Source organism: Amycolatopsis sp. NPDC005961 (assembly GCF_040629235.1).
Classification (GTDB): Bacteria; Actinomycetota; Actinomycetes; order Mycobacteriales; family Pseudonocardiaceae; genus Amycolatopsis; species Amycolatopsis camponoti.
The window spans coordinates 151,612-168,380 of the sequence record NZ_JBEXVF010000011.1 but is presented as its reverse complement, the minus strand read 5'-3'; the positions used below and the strand labels follow the sequence as shown (position 1 = coordinate 168,380).

18 protein-coding genes are annotated in these 16,769 nt (G+C 72.1%); 11 read left to right on the top strand and 7 right to left on the bottom strand.

Translation table 11 applies throughout. The features are described from left to right. Positions 1-2 precede the first annotated feature (2 nt). The 5 genes from ABZ342_RS13160 to ABZ342_RS13140 all read left to right on the top strand — a co-directional run bounded on the left by ABZ342_RS13160 (position 3) and on the right by ABZ342_RS13140 (position 4,423). Positions 3-476 carry an Lrp/AsnC family transcriptional regulator gene (locus tag ABZ342_RS13160; protein WP_196425859.1) on the top strand — a complete coding sequence of 158 codons (474 nt, stop codon included), beginning with the start codon at positions 3-5 and terminating at the stop codon, positions 474-476. 11 nt (positions 477-487) lie between these two features. Then, a complete protein-coding gene (locus ABZ342_RS13155; RefSeq protein ID WP_360472194.1) occupies positions 488-775 on the top strand; it encodes a DUF4229 domain-containing protein in 288 nt (95 codons plus the stop codon). Continuing rightward, entirely contained in the window at positions 772-1,854 is a 1,083-nt protein-coding gene (locus ABZ342_RS13150; protein WP_155548757.1) for a PLP-dependent cysteine synthase family protein, read from the top strand. The genes ABZ342_RS13155 and ABZ342_RS13150 overlap by 4 nt, the downstream gene beginning before the upstream one ends. 74 nt (positions 1,855-1,928) lie before the next feature. Continuing rightward, positions 1,929-3,569, top strand: a complete 1,641-nt coding sequence (locus ABZ342_RS13145) for a hypothetical protein (protein WP_360472191.1) — start codon at positions 1,929-1,931, stop codon at positions 3,567-3,569. A 101-nt stretch (positions 3,570-3,670) separates the two neighbouring features. Then, the gene (locus ABZ342_RS13140; protein ID WP_360472189.1) at positions 3,671-4,423 is read left to right on the top strand and encodes a LuxR C-terminal-related transcriptional regulator; all 753 of its coding nucleotides are present in this window, start codon (positions 3,671-3,673) and stop codon (positions 4,421-4,423) included. Here the strand turns inward: ABZ342_RS13140 and ABZ342_RS13135 are convergent. Genes ABZ342_RS13135 through ABZ342_RS13120 form a run of 4 tightly spaced genes read right to left on the bottom strand, consistent with a single transcriptional unit; the run spans position 4,420 to position 7,580 of the window. After that, positions 4,420-5,289, bottom strand: a complete 870-nt coding sequence (locus ABZ342_RS13135; protein ID WP_360472187.1) for a 1,4-dihydroxy-2-naphthoate polyprenyltransferase — start codon at positions 5,287-5,289, stop codon at positions 4,420-4,422. The genes ABZ342_RS13140 and ABZ342_RS13135 overlap by 4 nt on opposite strands. Before the next feature lie 37 nt (positions 5,290-5,326). After that, positions 5,327-5,470, bottom strand: coding sequence for a hypothetical protein (locus tag ABZ342_RS13130; protein WP_360472184.1), 144 nt, complete (start codon positions 5,468-5,470; stop codon positions 5,327-5,329). A 51-nt stretch (positions 5,471-5,521) separates the two neighbouring features. After that, positions 5,522-6,655 carry an o-succinylbenzoate--CoA ligase gene (gene menE / locus ABZ342_RS13125; protein ID WP_360472264.1) on the bottom strand — a complete coding sequence of 378 codons (1,134 nt, stop codon included), beginning with the start codon at positions 6,653-6,655 and terminating at the stop codon, positions 5,522-5,524. A 1-nt stretch (position 6,656) separates the two neighbouring features. Beyond that, a complete protein-coding gene (locus tag ABZ342_RS13120) occupies positions 6,657-7,580 on the bottom strand; it encodes a 1,4-dihydroxy-2-naphthoyl-CoA synthase (protein ID WP_360472181.1) in 924 nt (307 codons plus the stop codon). A gap of 51 nt (positions 7,581-7,631) precedes the next feature. Here ABZ342_RS13120 and menD point away from each other — a divergent pair, with 51 nt between their 5' ends. From menD to ABZ342_RS13105, 3 genes are all read left to right on the top strand, one after another. Continuing rightward, a complete protein-coding gene (gene menD, locus ABZ342_RS13115) occupies positions 7,632-9,308 on the top strand; it encodes a 2-succinyl-5-enolpyruvyl-6-hydroxy-3-cyclohexene-1-carboxylic-acid synthase (protein WP_360472178.1) in 1,677 nt (558 codons plus the stop codon). 152 nt (positions 9,309-9,460) lie between these two features. Further along, a complete protein-coding gene (locus ABZ342_RS13110) occupies positions 9,461-10,978 on the top strand; it encodes a M1 family metallopeptidase (protein WP_360472176.1) in 1,518 nt (505 codons plus the stop codon). A 22-nt stretch (positions 10,979-11,000) separates the two neighbouring features. Continuing rightward, positions 11,001-11,438: a DUF3592 domain-containing protein gene (locus tag ABZ342_RS13105; protein ID WP_360472173.1), complete on the top strand. Its 438-nt coding sequence runs from the start codon at positions 11,001-11,003 to the stop codon at positions 11,436-11,438. On the opposite strand, the gene ABZ342_RS13100 is transcribed toward ABZ342_RS13105, so the two are convergent. Next, positions 11,365-11,961, bottom strand: coding sequence for a GNAT family N-acetyltransferase (locus tag ABZ342_RS13100; RefSeq protein ID WP_360472170.1), 597 nt, complete (start codon positions 11,959-11,961; stop codon positions 11,365-11,367). The two genes, ABZ342_RS13105 and ABZ342_RS13100, sit on opposite strands and share 74 nt — an antisense overlap. A 350-nt stretch (positions 11,962-12,311) precedes the next feature. Then, complete coding sequence (locus ABZ342_RS13095) at positions 12,312-13,148, bottom strand: inositol monophosphatase (protein WP_360472168.1); 837 nt, start codon at positions 13,146-13,148, stop codon at positions 12,312-12,314. 177 nt (positions 13,149-13,325) lie between these two features. Between ABZ342_RS13095 and ABZ342_RS13090 the strand changes: the two genes are divergently transcribed. Beyond that, on the top strand, positions 13,326-14,396 hold the full coding sequence (locus ABZ342_RS13090; protein WP_360472165.1) for a glycosyltransferase family 1 protein: 1,071 nt from the start codon (positions 13,326-13,328) through the stop codon (positions 14,394-14,396). A gap of 1 nt (position 14,397) precedes the next feature. Further along, positions 14,398-15,501 (top strand): glycosyltransferase family 1 protein, encoded by a 1,104-nt coding sequence (locus tag ABZ342_RS13085; protein ID WP_155548767.1) that lies wholly within the window; start codon positions 14,398-14,400, stop codon positions 15,499-15,501. Here the strand turns inward: ABZ342_RS13085 and ABZ342_RS13080 are convergent. Next, positions 15,494-15,949, bottom strand: a complete 456-nt coding sequence (locus ABZ342_RS13080; protein ID WP_155548768.1) for a MarR family transcriptional regulator — start codon at positions 15,947-15,949, stop codon at positions 15,494-15,496. The two genes, ABZ342_RS13085 and ABZ342_RS13080, sit on opposite strands and share 8 nt — an antisense overlap. A 130-nt stretch (positions 15,950-16,079) precedes the next feature. Here ABZ342_RS13080 and ABZ342_RS13075 point away from each other — a divergent pair, with 130 nt between their 5' ends. Continuing rightward, positions 16,080-16,769, top strand: coding sequence for a demethylmenaquinone methyltransferase (locus ABZ342_RS13075; RefSeq protein ID WP_155548769.1), 690 nt, complete (start codon positions 16,080-16,082; stop codon positions 16,767-16,769).

Here is a 16,769-nt window from a genome sequence, read left to right as displayed (position 1 = left end):
CCGTGGATCAGTTGGACCGGAAGATCATCGCAGCGTTGCGCATCAACGGACGGGCCACGTACGCCGACCTCGGGCGGGCCGTCGGCCTCTCCGCGTCGTCGGTGCACGAGCGGGTCGGCAAGCTGGAGGCCGGCGGCGTGATCACCGGCTACCACGCGGTCGTCGACCCGAGCTCGGTCGGCCTCGGCGTGACCGCCCTCGTCGGCATCCATCCGACCGACACCGCGACCGAAGACGACGTCGCCGACGCGCTCGGCGAACTCGACGAGGTCGAGAGCTGCTACGCGGTGGCGGGCGACGAAGCGTTCGTGGTCAAGGTGCGGGTGGCGACCGTCGACGAGCTCGAACGCGCCCTCGGCCGGCTCCGGCGCATCCCCGGCGTCGGGCGGACGAACACGACCGTCGTGCTCTCGACGCGCTTCGAGGGCCGCCCGAACAACGCGGGCCTGCAGCGGGACCGGCAAGGCGGCGCGTAGCCTGCGTTGGTGTGAGCGACGAGAAGCCCCCACAGCTGGCCCGTGACCTGACGCTGTACCTGCTGGCGCGGTTCGTGCTGGTCGCGGCGATCGCGTGGGTGCTGTCCCTGGTCGGGGTGCCGCTGCTGGTCGCGCTGGTCGTCGGCCTGGTGGTCGGGCTGCCGCTGGGCCTCCTGCTGTTCCGCCCGCTGAACGCCCGCGTCACGGCCGGCCTGGCGAAGCGCAACGAGAAGCGCGCCCGGGCCCGTGCCGACCTGCGGGCGCAGCTGCGCGGTGACGTCTCCGGCCAGCCCGAATGAGCCGCCTGCACGCCCGCAGCTGGGTCCGCGAGGCCGTCCGGATCATCGAAGCCGACGCGAACCGCAGCGCCGACACCCACCTGCACGTCTTCCCGCTGCCCCCGGAGTGGGGCATCGACCTGTACCTCAAGGACGAGTCCGTCCACCCGACCGGCTCGCTGAAGCACCGACTCGCGCGGTCGCTGTTCCTCTACGGGCTCGTCAACGGCCAGATCGGGCCGGACACCGTGCTCGTCGAGGCCTCCAGCGGCTCGACCGCCGTGTCCGAGGCCTACTTCGCCCGCATGCTCGGCCTGCGCTTCATCACCGTCGTGCCGCGGCGCACGTCGAAGGAGAAGATCGCGCTCATCGAGTTCTACGGCGGTGAGTGCCACTACGTCGACGAGGCGCCGGCGATGTACCCCGAGGCGGAGCGGCTCGCGGCCGAGTGCGACGGGCACTACCTCGACCAGTTCACCTACGCCGAGCGGGCGACGGACTGGCGCGGCAACAACAACATCGCCGAGTCGGTGTTCGCGCAGATGCGCTCGGAACGCCACCCGGTCCCGGCGTGGATCGTCGTCGGCGCGGGCACCGGCGGCACGAGCGCGACCTTCGGCCGGTACGTCCGCTACAAGCGCCACACGACGAAGATCTGCGTCGTCGACCCGGAGAACTCGTCGTTCTTCGGCGCCTGGGAAACCGGAGCGCTCGACTACGCGACCGGTATGCCGTCGCGGATCGAGGGGATCGGCCGGCCGCGCTGCGAGCCGTCGTTCGTACCGGGCGTCATCGACGAGATGTTCCAGATCCCCGACGCCGGCTCCCTGGCGGCGATCCGGCTGCTGCGCGAGCGCACCGGGCACTGGGCGGGCGGCTCGACGGGCACGAACCTCTACGGCGCGTTCCGGCTCATCTCGCGGATGGTCGAGGACGGCCAGGCGGGCAGCGTCGTGACGCTGCTGTGCGACGGCGGCGAGCGGTACGCGCACACGTACTACAACGACGACTGGGTGGCGCAGCAGGACCTCGACCTGGCGCCGCACGCGGCGTTGTTCGAGGAGTTCCTGACGACCGGGAAGTTCGTCCCGGAGAGCTGATCCCTTGTGGACAGTGGAGTACCTAGGGTTTTCCGCGCATACCTAGGTTCTTCTCGTCATGGTGGCCGCCGCGCGTGAAGATCTACCGTGGCCGGGCGCCGACGAGGGGCGGCGGGTCCCCGGAGGTCGCCGTGTCCGCTGTCCCCGAACGTCCCGTGTCGAAGTGCCCGCTCGCCCACCACGCCGGCCGTGCTGCCGGTGACGCGGGGGTCAGCATCGTCCCGATCCGGTCCCGGCCGGTCGACCGCCGGACGGCCCTGCGCCGCACCGGCGTCGTCGCCGGCGCGATGGCCGCGCTCGGCACGCTCGAGCTGGTCTCCGGCTTCGCCAGGGTGCCGGTGCGGATGGCCTGGGCGGACGGCGACGCCGCCTTCCCCGACGTCCAGTTCGACCTCGGCCCGTTCATGCCGCCCGCGCAGACGCTGGACGGCGTCCTGGTCGGGATGCCGCCGATCCACACCACCTTCGTCACCGCGCGGCTGGGCCGGGCACCGTCCAAAGTGGACGCGGGCCGGATGGAAACCGCCTTGCGCACCATCGAAGGCAACTACCCGTACGCGCCCGGTGGCGTGTTCACCCACGTCGCCTACAGCGACACCTACTTCGCGCGGTTCCCCGCGGCGCTCGTGAACGCGAACCTGCCGCGCACGCTCGCCGGGAACCAGCCGGTGCTGAAGCGGGCCGTCGCGGGCCCCACGGACGTCGCGCCCGGCGCGCACGCGCTCGAACTGCGGCGGCCCGAGTTCACCGTGCCGCTCGTGCTGGAGAACAACGACGTCCTGTTCACCGTCCGCGGCGACGACTGGAGCTACGTGGCCGACGTCGTCGCGTGGCTGGGCGGCAGCGGCCGGCTCGTCGGCCGCCCGATCGCGTCGCCGCGGTTCGACGCGGGGATGACGATCACCTCGTCCCGCGCGATGTTCGTGCAGATGGGCCTGCCGCGGTACCTCGCCGACGCCAACCGGCTCCCGTTCGCCTCGTTCGTCAACCCGTTCTCCCCGATGTGGATGGGGTTCGCCGACCAGCAGGTGGACGCGAGCGCGCCGCCGCAGGACGTCACCTTCGTCGGCGGCCACGGGATCCGGCTGACGAACGCGCAACCCGGCGGGTACTTCGACAACGGTGCGGTGCAACACCTTTCGCACGTCCTGCTCGACCTCCAGCAGTACTACGTGGACGGCCGCGACCCCGAAGAGGACGTCGACCACCGCGAGAACTTCGGCGAGCGGCTGCAGTACATGTTCCAGTCACCGGCACAGGTGCCCGAGGACCCGGCCGACCCGTTCCTCGACGGCGGTGGCCCGCGCAGCCTCGGCATGCGCGGCGCGGTGCTGCGGAACCTGTTCAACGGCCGGGACTACGCGCGCACGAGCGCCGAGCGGTTCGCCCGCATCGGGCACGTCTCGCAGCTGCACCGCACCGGCCGGACCGCCGAAGGCCGCCCGATCCACCTCCGGATCGACGGCCCCGGCTTCGACGCGATGGACGTCCGCGGCGGCCGCAACACACCGAAGCTGCAGTTCTCCGGGTTCTTCCCGAGCGCCGACTTCTTCGCGGATCTCCGGCGCAGCCAGGCTTCCGTCGATCTGCTGGACGAATTCGGCCTCGAGGAGGAGGACCACGGCCTGGAACGTTTCATCACGGCGACCCGGCGGCAGAACTACCTGGTTCCCCCGCGGCGGCACCGCGCGTTCCCGCTCGTCGAGCTGACCTGAGGCGACAGAACCACCATTTGGTCCAGACCCTTTCGCGGGCGGGTGTGCGAAACTGTCGAACGGGCGGTTCGCGAGGGGAGCCGACCGGATCGAGGTAGGGCATGGCGACGAAGCCCGCCGTACGCGTCGTGGTGCAGCACGGCAACCGCCTGTTCCGCGAGCTGCTCGCGGAGAACCTGGCGCGCGTCCCCGGTGTCGCCGTCGTGGGGACCGTGCCGTCCCGGACCCGGCTGGCCGAAGTGTGCGCGGGCCGGATCCCGGACGTCGCCGTCTTCGAAGCCGACGCGGGCGGCTCGGATCCCTTGCCCGCGCCGGTCCGGCTGGTCGGCCTGGGCGACGGCGGACCCAGGAGCGCGGGGACGGCCGCCGTCGTGCCGTACGGCAGCGGGCTGCGGGTCCTGCTCGACGTCATCAAGCAGGCCGGCGCCCGGACGCCGGCGCTGACCACGCGGGAGCGGCAGGTGCTGTGCCTCATCGGCGCCGGTCACACCCCGCGGCAGGCCGCGGCGGTGCTGGGGATCAGCCCGCGGACCGTCGAGAACCACAAGCAGCAGATCTTCGCGAAGCTCGACGTCCACAGCCAGGCGCACGCGGTCGCCCACGCCGTCCGGCTCGGCCTGGTCGGTGCGCCGGCCGAGCTGCCGGGGCCGTACCCGTTGTCGCTGACGCGGCGGGAGCGCGAGATCCTGGCGGCCATCGGCGCCGGCCACACGACCCGGCAGACGGCGTCGGAGCTGGGGATCTCGGCGCGGACCGTGGAAAACCTGCAAGGCGCGCTGTTCCGCAAGCTGCGGGTGCACACGCGCACGGCGGCCCTCGTCGCCGCCCACGACCTGCGGCTGATCGAGGTCTAGAAGCTCAGCGCGACGGCGGCCAGCACCGCCCAGGCAAGCATCGCCAGGCCCGTGTCCCGCAACGCCGGGATCAGCTCGCGCCCGTGGGCGCCGCCGGCGACCGCGCGGACCGACTTCAGCAGCATCGGCGCCGTCAGCAGGGTGATCAGCACCAGCGGGTGGAAGATCCCGAGCACGACGCTCAGTACGTACGGCACCGCGATCAGCGTCAGGTACAGCCGCCGCGTTCCGCCGTCGCCGAGTCGGGTCGCCAGCGTGCGCTTGCCGGACTCGACGTCGGTCGGGATGTCGCGCAGGTTGTTGGCCGTCAGCACCGCCGTCGAGAAGCTGCCGACCGCGACCGCACCCGCCAGCGCGGCCCAGCTGACCCGGCCGGCCTGGACGTACACCGTGCCGAGGACGCCGGCCAGCCCGAAGAACACGAACACGGCGATCTCGCCGAAACCGTAGTAGCCGTAGGGCTTCTTGCCACCGGTGTAGAACCACGCGCCGAGGATGCAGACCGCGCCCATCGCGAGCAGCCACCAGAGCCCGCTGAGGGCGACGAGCACCAGGCCCAGCACCCCGGCGAGGCCCAGCGCGACCAGCGCCGCGGTCAGCACGGCCTTCGGCGCGGCAACACCCGAACCCACCAGCCGCAGCGGGCCGACGCGGTTCTCGTCGGTGCCGCGGATGCCGTCGGAATAGTCGTTGGCGTAGTTGACGCCGACGATCAGCGAGAGGGAGACCAGCAGCGCGAGGGCTGAGCGCCACCACGAAAACGCGTCCAGCGCGACCGCCGCGCCGACGCCCGCCACCACCGGCGCCACCGCGTTCGGCAGCGTCCGGGGCCGGGCCCCCTCGATCCACTCGCTCACACTCGCCATGGCGTCATTCAACGCCATGTGGATCAGCGGGCGGCGGTCAGTCCGTGGTCGGCAACTGCCAGGTGAGCGTGCCGCTGTTGGGATCCGCGGCGGGCGGGTCGGCCAGCGCGGCGCCCGCGGGGAGCAGGAGCCCCAGCGTGACCGCCGTGCCTGCCAAGGCGATTCTGATCCAGCGCGTCATGGTGAGTAGCCAAGCGGGTGCACGCCGTACATGTCAACGAAGTGCGGCCATTCAGCCGCGCAAACCCGACAGAAGTCGCGCTCTCACCGCCGCGCGGTCGATCTTGCCGGGACCGCGAAGGGGCAGCTCAGCGGCGTATTCGACGCGTTTCGGCGTGGCCGGCGCGCCCAGATCGGCCCGGACGGCGGCGCGCAGTTCGTCCGCTTCGGGAGGTTCACCATCCGGGACGACCAGCGCCACGACGGCCTCGCCCCACTCCGCGTCCGGCAGCCCGACGACGCACGCGTCCCGCACGCCGGGCTGCTCGCCGAGGAGCCGCTCGATCGCGTTCGCGGACACCTTCACGCCGCCGGTGTTGATCATGTCGTCGGCCCGGCCGAGTACCTCGATCCGGCCGTCGTCGTGACGAACCCCACGGTCGGACGTCGTGAACCAGCCGCCGCCGAACGACTCCGCGGTCAGGTCGGGCCGCAGCCGGTAGCCGTGGGCCAGGACGTCGCCGGCGATGCGGATCCGGTCCCCGTCGACGTCGACGCGGACGCCGTCGAGCGGGAAGCCGTCGTAGACGCAGCCACTGGCCGTCTCGCTCATCCCGTACGCGGGCACGATCGCCACGCCCGCGTCGGCCGCGCGCTCGCGCAGGGCCGCCGACGTCGCCGCCGCGCCGACCACGATCGCGTCGAACGTCTTCGCCGCGGCCAGCCCGGCGCCGCCGTCGTCGAGCAGCCGGACCAGCTGGGTCGGCACCAACGCCGTGTACCGCGGGCCGCCCGTCAGCTTCGCCGCCGCGGCCGCGAAGTCGTCCGGCCGGAAGCCGGCGCCGGTCAGGAAAGCGGGCTCGGTGCCCGCCAGCAGCGACCGGACCAGCACCTGCAGGCCGCCGATGTAGTGCGCCGGGGTGGCGAGCAGCCAGTGCCCCGGACCGCCGAGCCGCGTGTGCGTGGCCTCGGCGGACGCGGTCAGCGCGCGGGCGGAGAGCAGCACGCCCTTGGGCGCGCCGGTCGAGCCCGAGGTGGCGATGATCACGGCGGTGTCCGGCTCGACGGGCTCGTCCGGCGTCATCGCGTCGCGCAGCGCGGGGTCGGTGAAGGGCAGCACGGCCGGGCCGCCGCCCAGCGCGTCCGCGATGGCCGTCTTCAACGCCTCGAGCGCCTCGGGGGAGCCGTCGAGGGGGACGGGGAGCAGCTCAGTAGTAATAGGGGACGTCCTTGAAGTCGGGGTCGCGCTTCTGGAGGAAGGCGTCACGGCCTTCGACGGCTTCGTCCTGCATGTACGCCAGCCGGGTGGTCTCGCCGGCGAACAGCTGCTGGCCGACCATGCCGTCGTCGGTGAGGTTGAACGCGTACTTGAGCATCCGCTGCGCCGTCGGCGACTTGCGGGTGATCTCCCAGGCCCAGGTCAGCGCCTCTTTTTCGAGATCCGCGTGCGGCACGACGGCGTTGACCGCGCCCATCTCGTGCATCTGCTGGGCGGAGTACTCGCGGCCGAGGAAGAAGATCTCGCGGGCGAACTTCTGCCCGACCATCTTCGCCAGGTAGGCCGAGCCGTAGCCGCCGTCGAACGAGCCGACGTCGGCGTCGGTCTGCTTGAACTTCGCGTGCTCGGCCGAGGCGAGCGTGAGATCGCACACGACGTGCAGGGAGTGCCCGCCGCCCGCGGCCCAGCCCGGCACGACCGCGATCACCGGTTTCGGCAGGAACCGGATCAGCCGCTGGACCTCGAGGATGTGCAGCCGGCCGGCCCGCGCGGGGTCCACCGTGTCGGAGGTCTCGCCGCTCGCGTACTGATACCCGGAGCGTCCGCGAATACGCTGGTCACCACCGGAGCAGAACGCCCACCCGCCGTCCTTGGGCGAGGGGCCGTTGCCGGTGAGCAGGACGCAGCCGACGTCCGAGCTCATCCGGGCGTGGTCCAGCGCCCGGTAGAGCTCGTCGACGGTGTGCGGCCGGAAGGCGTTGCGGACCTCCGGACGGTCGAACGCGATGCGCACCACGCGTTTGCCACCGCGGTCCTCAGCGGAACGGTGGTAGGTGATGTCGGTGAAGGCGAAACCGTCGACCTCGGTCCACGCGGCGGGGTCGAACAGCTCGGAAACTCGGGCGTCATCCACGTTTGGGAGAATAGGACCTGTGGACATTTGCGATCAGTCTGGAGCCTGCCGGTGAACCCTTCCACCGCGCAGGCCAGGGTCATCGTCGACGAGCTCGTCCGCAACACCGTTTCGCACGTCGTCCTCTGCCCGGGCTCCCGCAACGCGCCGCTGTCGATCGCGCTCTACGACGCGGCGGCGGCCGGGAAGCTCCAGCTCCACGTCCGCATCGACGAGCGCGGGGCCGCCTTCCTCGCGCTCGGCATCGCCGCCCGCACCGGCCGTCCGGTGGCCGTGCTCTGCACGTCCGGCACCGCGGCCGCGAACTTCCACCCCGCCGTTCTCGAGGCCGACCGCGCCGGCGTCCCGCTGATCGTCATGACCGCCGACCGGCCGCCCGAGCTGCGCGCGGCCGGTGCGTCGCAGGTCATCGACCAGCACCAGCTCTACGGCGCCGCCGCCCGCTACTTCGACGAGCTGGCCGTCGCCGAGCGGCGCGCCGGCCAGAACTCGTACTGGCGCAGCCAGATCTGCCGGGCGTGGAACGCCGCCTACGGCGAGTGGCGCTGCGGGCCGGTGCACCTGAACATCCCCTTCCGCGAGCCCTTGGTGCCGGATCTCGACGACGACGGCGAGTGGTACGAGTCCCTGGACGGCCGCCCCGACGGCTCCCGCTGGACCGAGCTGCCGGACTTCGGCGCGCTGCCGTCGTTCGTGGTGCCCTCGGCGCGCCACGGCCTGGTGATCGCGTGCGACACCGGCGTCCAGGCGGCCAGCGAGTGGGCCGAGCAGCACGGCTGGCCGGTGGTGTCGGAGACCGGCGGGCTCGGCCTGTCCGGCGGCACGGCGATCTCGTCCGGCGCGTGGCTGCTGGGCGTCGAGGAGTTCATCGCGAAGCACAAGCCGGAGCAGGTGCTCTGCCTCGGCCGGCCGACGGTGTTCCGGCAGATCCAGAAGGTGATCTCGGACCCGTCGGTCGAGGTCCTGCTGGTGCGCCCGGACTCGGACTGGCCGGCGCCCGCGCACAACGTCCGGCAGGTCGGGCAGTGGTTCGACGAGCCGACCAAGCCGGCCGACCCGGAGTGGCTGGCGAGCTGGCGCCGGGCGGACGCGGCGGCGTCGTCGGCGGTGACGTCGGTGCTGGATTCGGAGCCGTGGCCGTCGGGGCTGCGGGTCGCGTCCGAGCTGGTCGACGCGCTGCCGCCGGACTCGCTGCTGGTGGTGGGTTCGTCGAACCCGACGCGGGACGTGGCGCTGGCCGGCAGGCTGCGCGCGGACGTCCTGGTGCACCGCAACCGCGGGGTGGCGGGCATCGACGGCACGGTCTCGACGGCGATCGGCGCGGCGTACGTCCACCGCGGGCCGTCGTACGCGCTGCTGGGCGACCTGACGTTCCTGCACGACGCGTCGGGTCTGCTGACGGGCCCGGCGGAGCAGCGCCCGGACCTGACGATCGTGGTGTGCAACGACGACGGCGGCGGCATCTTTTCCCTGCTGGAGCAGGGCGCGCCGGAGCACGCGGCGAGCTTCGAGCGGGTGTTCGGGACCCCGCACGGGGCGGACCTGGGCGCGTTGTGCGCGGGCTACCGGGTGCCGCACGTGGGGGCGGAGACGCTGACGGAGTTCCGCGCGGCCCTGCGGCCGGCGCCGGGGCTGCGGGTCGTCGAGGTCCGGGTGGACCGCTCCCGGCACCGCGACCTGCACGGACGCCTGCGGGCGGCGGTGTCGAGCGCGGTTTCGGCGGTCTGACGGATCGACACGGCCGTCTCGGTGGAAAACGGCACGTCAAGCGGTTTCCGATCTTGATCCCAGTAGGCAAGAACCTTCCTTTGGCTGTACCTGGCACCTCCTTGGCTGGCTACGTTCGAGCGCGCTGATCCTCACCCGTTGGAGGGATTCGAATGCGTGCAAGAACTCGCACCGGCCTCGGTGTGCTCGCGGCCGGGGTCGCCTCGGTGCTGCTCGCCGGTACCGCCAGTGCGGCCCCGACGCCCGGTGCTCCCGGCGTCGGTGACTCGTACTACCCGAACGCCGGCAACGGCGGGACGGACGTGCTGCACTACGACATCCGGCTGACCTACCAGCCCGCGACCGACGTCCTCGCCGGCACCACCACGCTGCTGCTCACCGCCACGCAGGACCTTTCGCGGTTCGACCTGGACTTCGCGCTCAAGGCGTCGAGCGTCCTGGTCAACAACCGCCCCGCGCAGTTCGCGAACCAGAACGGCAACGGCGAACTCGTCGTCACGCCGGCGCAGCCGCTGCTCAAGGGCCAGACCGCGACCGTCGTCGTCGCCTACTCGGACACCCCGTCCACCGAAAAGGTCGACGGGCTCAACGCGTGGAAGAAGGGCTCCTTCGGCGCGCTCGGCGTCGACGAGCCGCAGAGCTCCGCGTGGTGGTTCCCGGCCAACGACCACCCGACCGACAAGGCGACCTACGACGTCACCATCGAGGCTCCGGACGACAACGTCGCCGTCACCAACGGCACGCTGGTCCGCACCACGAAGCAACGCGCCGGCTGGACCCGCTGGCAGTGGCGCAGCACGAAGCCGCAGGCCACGTACCTGACGTCGTTCATCGTCGGCAAGTACGAGCTGAACCAGTCGACGACGCCGGACGGCAAGCCGTTCATCACGGCGTACGGGTCCGACCTGGGCGACTCGCTGTACGCGGCGAAGGCCAGCGTCGAGCGGACGCCGGAGATCGACGCGTTCCTGGCGACGCAGTTCGGGCCGTACCCGTTCGAGGCCGAGGGCGGCGTCGTGACCAGCGGCATCACGTTCTCGCTGGAGAACCAGACCCGGCCGACCTACGGCGCGCGCAACTTCCGCGCGGGCTCCAACACGACGCTGATCGCGCACGAGAACGCCCACCAGTGGTTCGGCGACAACGTCTCGCTCGACCGCTGGAGCGACATCTGGCTGAACGAGGGCTTCGCGTCGTACGCCGAGTGGCTCTGGTCGGAGCACGAGGGCGAGGGTTCGGTCGCCGAGCTCGCGCAGTACACGTACGACTCCAACCCGGCCGACGGCGACCTGTGGAAGCTCGTCCCGGCCGACCCGGGCGCGGACAACCAGTTCGACAACGCCGTGTACGACCGCGGCGCGCTGACGCTGCAGGCGCTGCGGACGGCCGTCGGCGACGAAGCGTTCTTCAAGATCCTGCAGACCTGGCAGGTCCAGAAGGGCGGGTCGCACGGGCGCATCCAGGAGTTCATCGCGCTGGCCGAGAAGGTTTCGGGCAAGCCGCTGTACGACCTGTTCCAGACGTGGCTGTACACGGCGGGCAAGCCGGCGGTCGGCCCGAACGGCGCTTCGCCCGCCGCGTTCACGGCGCGTTCGGCGTCCGTGAAGCCGAAGTCGTACGACCAGATCCAGGCGAACCACCGGAATCTCGCCGCCGAACACGCGCACTGAGCGGGACCGCTACGCTCGCGGCGTGAGCACGAGAGGTGAGCGGGTGAGGCGCGTCGGGTGGTGGGTCACCCTCGGCGTCGCCTCGCTCCTCACCGTGATGTGCGTCTGCCTCCTGTTCGCGGCGATCCGCAACGACGGGGCTATCGAGGCTCAACTCGGGACGGCGAACGCGACGGTGGACTCGGTGGCGTTCGACCGCACGATCATCCACTTCGAGACCCCGGACGGGATTGTCCACAGCCCGGCGAACGGAGTGCTGTACCCGGACGGGCTGGCGGCCGGTCAGCTGGTGCGGATCGAGTACGACGCTTCCGATCCCGAGCTGGCGCGGGTGGCCGGCCGGTCGGCGGCGTTGACGTTGCTGCCGCTGGGGAGCTTCGTGTTGTTCACGTGGCTGGTGGCGGGGCCGGTGCTGTGGTGGATCCGCCGGGTGGACAAGCGAGCCAGCGTTCCCGCGTGATCTCGTATTCGACTTCGCCCTGCTCGGAGCCTTCGACCGGGTCGTCGTAGTCGGCGGCCGAGGTGAACGCCCTCTTGAACGTGAGCCCGGCTGAGATCATCGTCGCGCGGGACGGGGTGTTGACGGCCATTGTCTGGGCGTAGATGCGGTCCAGGCCCAGTTCTTCGAAGCCGTAGCGGATCAGTTCGAGTGAGCCTTCGCGGGCGTAGCCCTTTCGCCATTGGCGGCGTAGCAGGCGGTAGCCGAGTTCGGCTTCGCCCTCGCCGTACGGCTGGTCCGGGCCCTGGGGTGGGCGCAGGATCCACCAGCCGGCGAAGTCGGTGCCGGCGAAGCCCATCCAGAAGCCGAACCCGGGCGCGGTGGCTATCCGGCGCCGGTGGGCTCGTTCGGTCTCGGCGCGGGTTGCGGCCCGGGCGGTGAGGTAGCGCATGACTTCGGGGTCGGAGTCGAGTTCGTGTTCCAGGTCGAGGTGCTCGTCGGCGAGGGGTACGAGGGTGAGCCGCTGGGTGTGGAGGGTCGGCATCTTCCGATCCTCACAGCGGTCGCAAGCCGATTTTGCGGGGGTGATCGGAGGTTTCCGGGGTTCTCCCGCTCCTCGTCTTCGATTGTTCAACACCGGATACCCGGCCTCAAGGGCGCCTTCGGCGTCGCTTCGCGATGAGCTTCGCTCACCCTTGACCCCGGGTCTCCGGTGCTGATCGCGGCTGGGACGAGGGGCGGGGGAGGTCTAGGGCGGTCGCGGTCGGGGCGCTGCTGACCAGGCAATCCCCCGCCACACCCTGGGGGGCGTGCCCTGCTCCAGTCTATCGGTGGAGGGCTTCACGAACGGGTGATGCGGCGAATCTGTGGATAGCCGGACCCGATGTGGACAACTCAGCTCGTCCCGGCTGTCTCCTGCCACCAGCCCAGTACCTCGTCCGCCACCCCCGGGGCCGCCACCAGCAGCCCGTCCGTGGGCAACGCCGTGTCCTCTCCGTGCTTGTCCAGCACCACCGCTCCCGCCTCGATCGCCATCGCCACCGAGCCGGCCACGTCCCACTCGTGGTAGCTGTGCAGCACCGCCGCCGCCGCGTGGCCCAGCGCCACCTGGGCGATCGACAACGCCGCCGATCCCAGTACCCGCACCCCCGCGTGCGCCGCCGCCGCGCGCTCGATGAAGCCGCCCATTCCCGGCCAGGGGCCCCTCCGTGCGAACTCCGTGCACACCAGCGCCCCCGCTGTCACGCAGCGGTCCACCAGCTTGACCGGCTTGCCGTTCGCGCGGGCCCCTCGTCCGCGCGCCGCCGCGTAGATCTGGGCTCGGTACGGGTCCGCCACCACTCCCACCACCGGCCCCGCCGCGTCCACCAGTGCCAGGCTGTACGCGCACCACGGCACCCCCGCCACGTAGTTCGCCGTGCCGTCCACCGAGTCCACCACCCAGCGGTACTCGGCGACGTCCGCGCCGTGGTCCGCGCCGAACTCGTGGCCGACCACCGGGATGCCCGGGAACTCCGCCGTCAGGACGCGCCGTGTGTGGCGCTCCAGGATGCGGTCGGTGTCGGTGACCCAGTCGAAGGGCGAGTCCAGCGTCGACGGGTGGGCGCCGCGGCCGGCGGTCGCGGTGATCACGTCGGTGGCGTCGTTGGCCAGCCGTCCGGCCACTTCGAGCGCCCTCGACAGCAGGCCGGGCTCGACGGGCCGCGGCGGCCGGGAGGACAAGAGGGTCATGCCTGCTTAGTCTGGGTCACCCTGGTTTCCGGGACACGACCTTGAGATGACATGTCGTGGCGGATCTGTTCCGGCAGCGTTGGCTCACACGTCACGCCGCCGCCAGGATCGGGTGCGATCGTCCAAGACGTGCGAGTCGCCATAGTCACCGAAAGTTTCCTGCCCCAGGTGAACGGCGTGACCAACTCCGTCCTGCGGGTCGTCGAGCACCTGCGCGAACGCGCCCACGACGTGCTGATCATCGCCCCCGGTCCCGGCCCGGACTCCTACCGCGGCGCCCCGGTCGTCCGGATCCCCGCGCTGGACTTCCCCGGCGTCAACTCCCTGCCGATCGGCGTGCCGACGCGCACGGTGCTCAACGCGCTCGCCGCGTTCGGCCCGGACGTCGTGCACCTGGCCTCGCCGTTCGTCGTCGGGGCGCGCGGGCTGGCCGCCGCGAGACGCCTGCGCGTCCCGTCGATCGCCGTCTACCAGACCGACATCGCCGGGTTCGCCGCCGCGTACGGCTTCGGCATCGCCGCGCGGGCCGCGTGGCGCTGGGTGCGCCGGCTGCACTCCCGCGCCGACCGGACGCTGGCGCCGTCCAGCGACGCGGTCGAGCAGCTGGAGCTGCACGGCGTCCCGCGCGTGCACCGCTGGGCGCGGGGCGTCGACATCGAGCGGTTCTCCCCGGAGCACGCCGACCCGGCGCTGCGGGCCGAGCTGGCACCCGACGGCGAGCTGCTCGTCGGGTTCGTCGGACGGCTCGCGCCCGAGAAGGAGGTCGACCGCCTCGCCGCGCTCGCCGGGATGCCGGGGGTCCGCCTGGTCGTCGTCGGCGACGGGCCCGAACTGGAAAACCTCAGGGAGCAGCTGCCCGGCGCCGCCTTCCTCGGCGCGAAGTACGGCGACGAGCTCTCGAAGGCGTACGCGAGCTTCGACGTCTTCGTCCACACCGGTCCGCACGAGACCTTTTGCCAGGCGGTGCAGGAGGCGATGGCGTCCGGGCTGCCGGTGCTCGCGCCGGACGCGGGCGGCCCCAAGGACCTCGTCCTGCCCGGCCGCACCGGCTACCTGCTGCCCGCGGACCGCGAGGGGTTCGGCCCGGCGCTCGTCGAGAAGGTCGATGCCCTGCGCGACCCGGCGTTGCGGGCGCGGCTCGGCGAGAAGGCGCGCAAGGTGGTGCTGGGCCGCACCTGGCCCGCCATCTGCCGCGAGCTGATGGGGCACTACGAAGCCGTGCAGGGCCGGGCCGCCCGCGCGGCCTGACATGCACATCGTTCAGCTCGCGAACTTCTACGGGCCGCGCTCGGGCGGGCTGCGCACGGCGTTGCACCACCTCGGCGCCGGGTACGTCGCGAGCGGGCACGAGGTGACGCTCGTGGTGCCCGGCACCCGGTACGCCGACGAGGTCCTGCCGACCGGCGTACGCCGCTTTTCCCTGCCGGCGCCGAAGATCCCGGGCACCGGCGGCTACCGCGCCGTCGACCCGCACCGCGTCCGCTCGGTCCTGCGAAGACTCGAACCCGACCGGCTCGAGGTGTCGGACCGGCTGACGCTGCGGGGGATGGGCGGCTGGGCGCGGCGCCACGGTGTCCCGAGCACGGTCATCTCCCACGAGCGCCTCGACCGGCTGCTGGAGCAGTTCCTGCTGCCCGAGCCGGTGGCGCGGCGCGTCGCCGACGTCGCGAACCGCCGGATGGCCGCGAGCTACGACACGGTCGTCTGCACGACGGCGTTCGCGCGCGCGGAGTTCGACCGGATCGAGGCGCCGAACGTCCACCGCGTGCCGCTCGGCGTCGACCTGGCGACGTTCCGGCCCGCCATGCGCGACGACGGCTGGCGCGCCGGCCTCGCCGGGGGAGCGGACGCGCTGCTCGTCCACTGTGGACGCCTGTCGCCGGAGAAGCACGTGGAGCGCAGCGTGGACACCGTCGCCGAGCTGACCGAGGCCGGCGCGCGGGTCCGGCTGGTCGTCGCCGGGGACGGGCCACGACGGCGTGCGCTGGAGAGGCGGGCGCGGGGTCTGCCGGTGACGTTCCTGGGGTTCCTGTCCGGCCGCGGCGACGTCGCACGGCTGCTGGCCAGCGCGGACGTCTCCCTGGCGCCCGGCCCCCACGAGACGTTCGGGCTGGCCGCGCTGGAGGCCCTGGCGTCCGGGACGCCGGTGGTGGTGTCGGCGTCGTCGGCGCTGCGCGAGATCGTGCGGCCGGGCTGCGGCGCGGCGGTGGACGACCACGCGCCCGCGTTCGCCACGGCGGTGACGGACCTGCTGGAGAGCCCCGAGGACCTGCGCCGCGCGGCGGCCCGGGCCCGGGCGGAGGAGTTCACCTGGCCCGCGTCGGTCGCCGGGATGCTGGCGGCGTTCAGCTGAGCCGGCCCCGCGCGTCGCCGGGGGTGAGGCCCTGGTCGTCGGCGATCTTCGTCAGGAGGGCGTGGAGGGTCGCGCGCTCGTCCTCGGTGAGCACCGCGGTGATCGTGCGGTCGTGGGACGCCGCCGCCCGGGCGACCTGGCCCATCAGGGCACGACCGTCCTCACTCAGCTCCAGGGCGTAGAGCCGCCGGTCTTCGGCGTTGCGGCGACGCTCGATCAGGCCGCGCTTCTCCAGGCCGTCGACGAGCGGGACGAGCCGCGTCGCCGGCGTGCCGAGCTGCTTGGCCAGCGCCTGCTGGCTCTGCCCGGGCCGCGACGCGACCAGCCGCAGCAGCCCGACCTGCGGCGGCGTCAGGTCCAGCGCACCGATCCGCTCGGTGAACCGCATCGCGGCGTGCGCGCCGACCTGCGCGAGCAGGAACGCGCTGCCGGACGGGGGAGCTTCCATGGCCGGGACGGTAATCGGCGACGATCGATTACACCAGTGTAATCATTTAGGGCCTGAATCTTTTCCCGCGCCTTCACCTCGCCGGCTGGTGCTGGCGACGTTCGTCCGACGGCCCGACTAATCTCAAGCCATGTCACGCGCAAGCCTGGACAAGGACCCGCACGAAGTCGCCGCCATGTTCGACGGTGTCGCGGACGGGTACGACCGGGCGAACTCGTTCATGACCTTCGGCTTCGACCGCCGCTGGCGCACCACCACCGCCCGCGTGCTCGACGCCCGAAGCGGCGAGAAGGTCCTGGACCTCGCCGCCGGCACCGGGGTGTCCACCGTCGAGTACGCCCGTGGCGGTGCCTGGTGCCTGGCCGCGGACTTCTCCTTCGGCATGCTGCGCGCCGGGCTGCACCGCAACGTCCCGATGGTCGCGGCGGACGCGCTCAACCTGCCGTTCGCCGACGAGAGCTTCGACGCCGTGACGATCTCGCTGGCGCTGCGCAACTTCGTCGACACGAAGGCCGCGCTGACCGAGATCGCCCGCGTGGTCAAGCCGGGCGGCCGGCTGGTGATCTGCGAGGTCTCGACCCCGCCGTTCGCCCCGATCCGGTTCATCCACCGGCGGTTCATGCTCAAGCTGCTGACCTGGGTCGGCAAGCGCACGTCGTCGAACCCCGAGGCCTACTCCTACCTGGCCGAATCGATGCTGGCCTGGCCGGACCAGCGCACGCTCGGCGAGATCATCGCGAGCGCGGGCTGGGCCGACGTCGAGTGGTTGAACCTCACATTCGGCGTCGTGGCGATCCACCGCGCGCGCAAGCCTGCATAA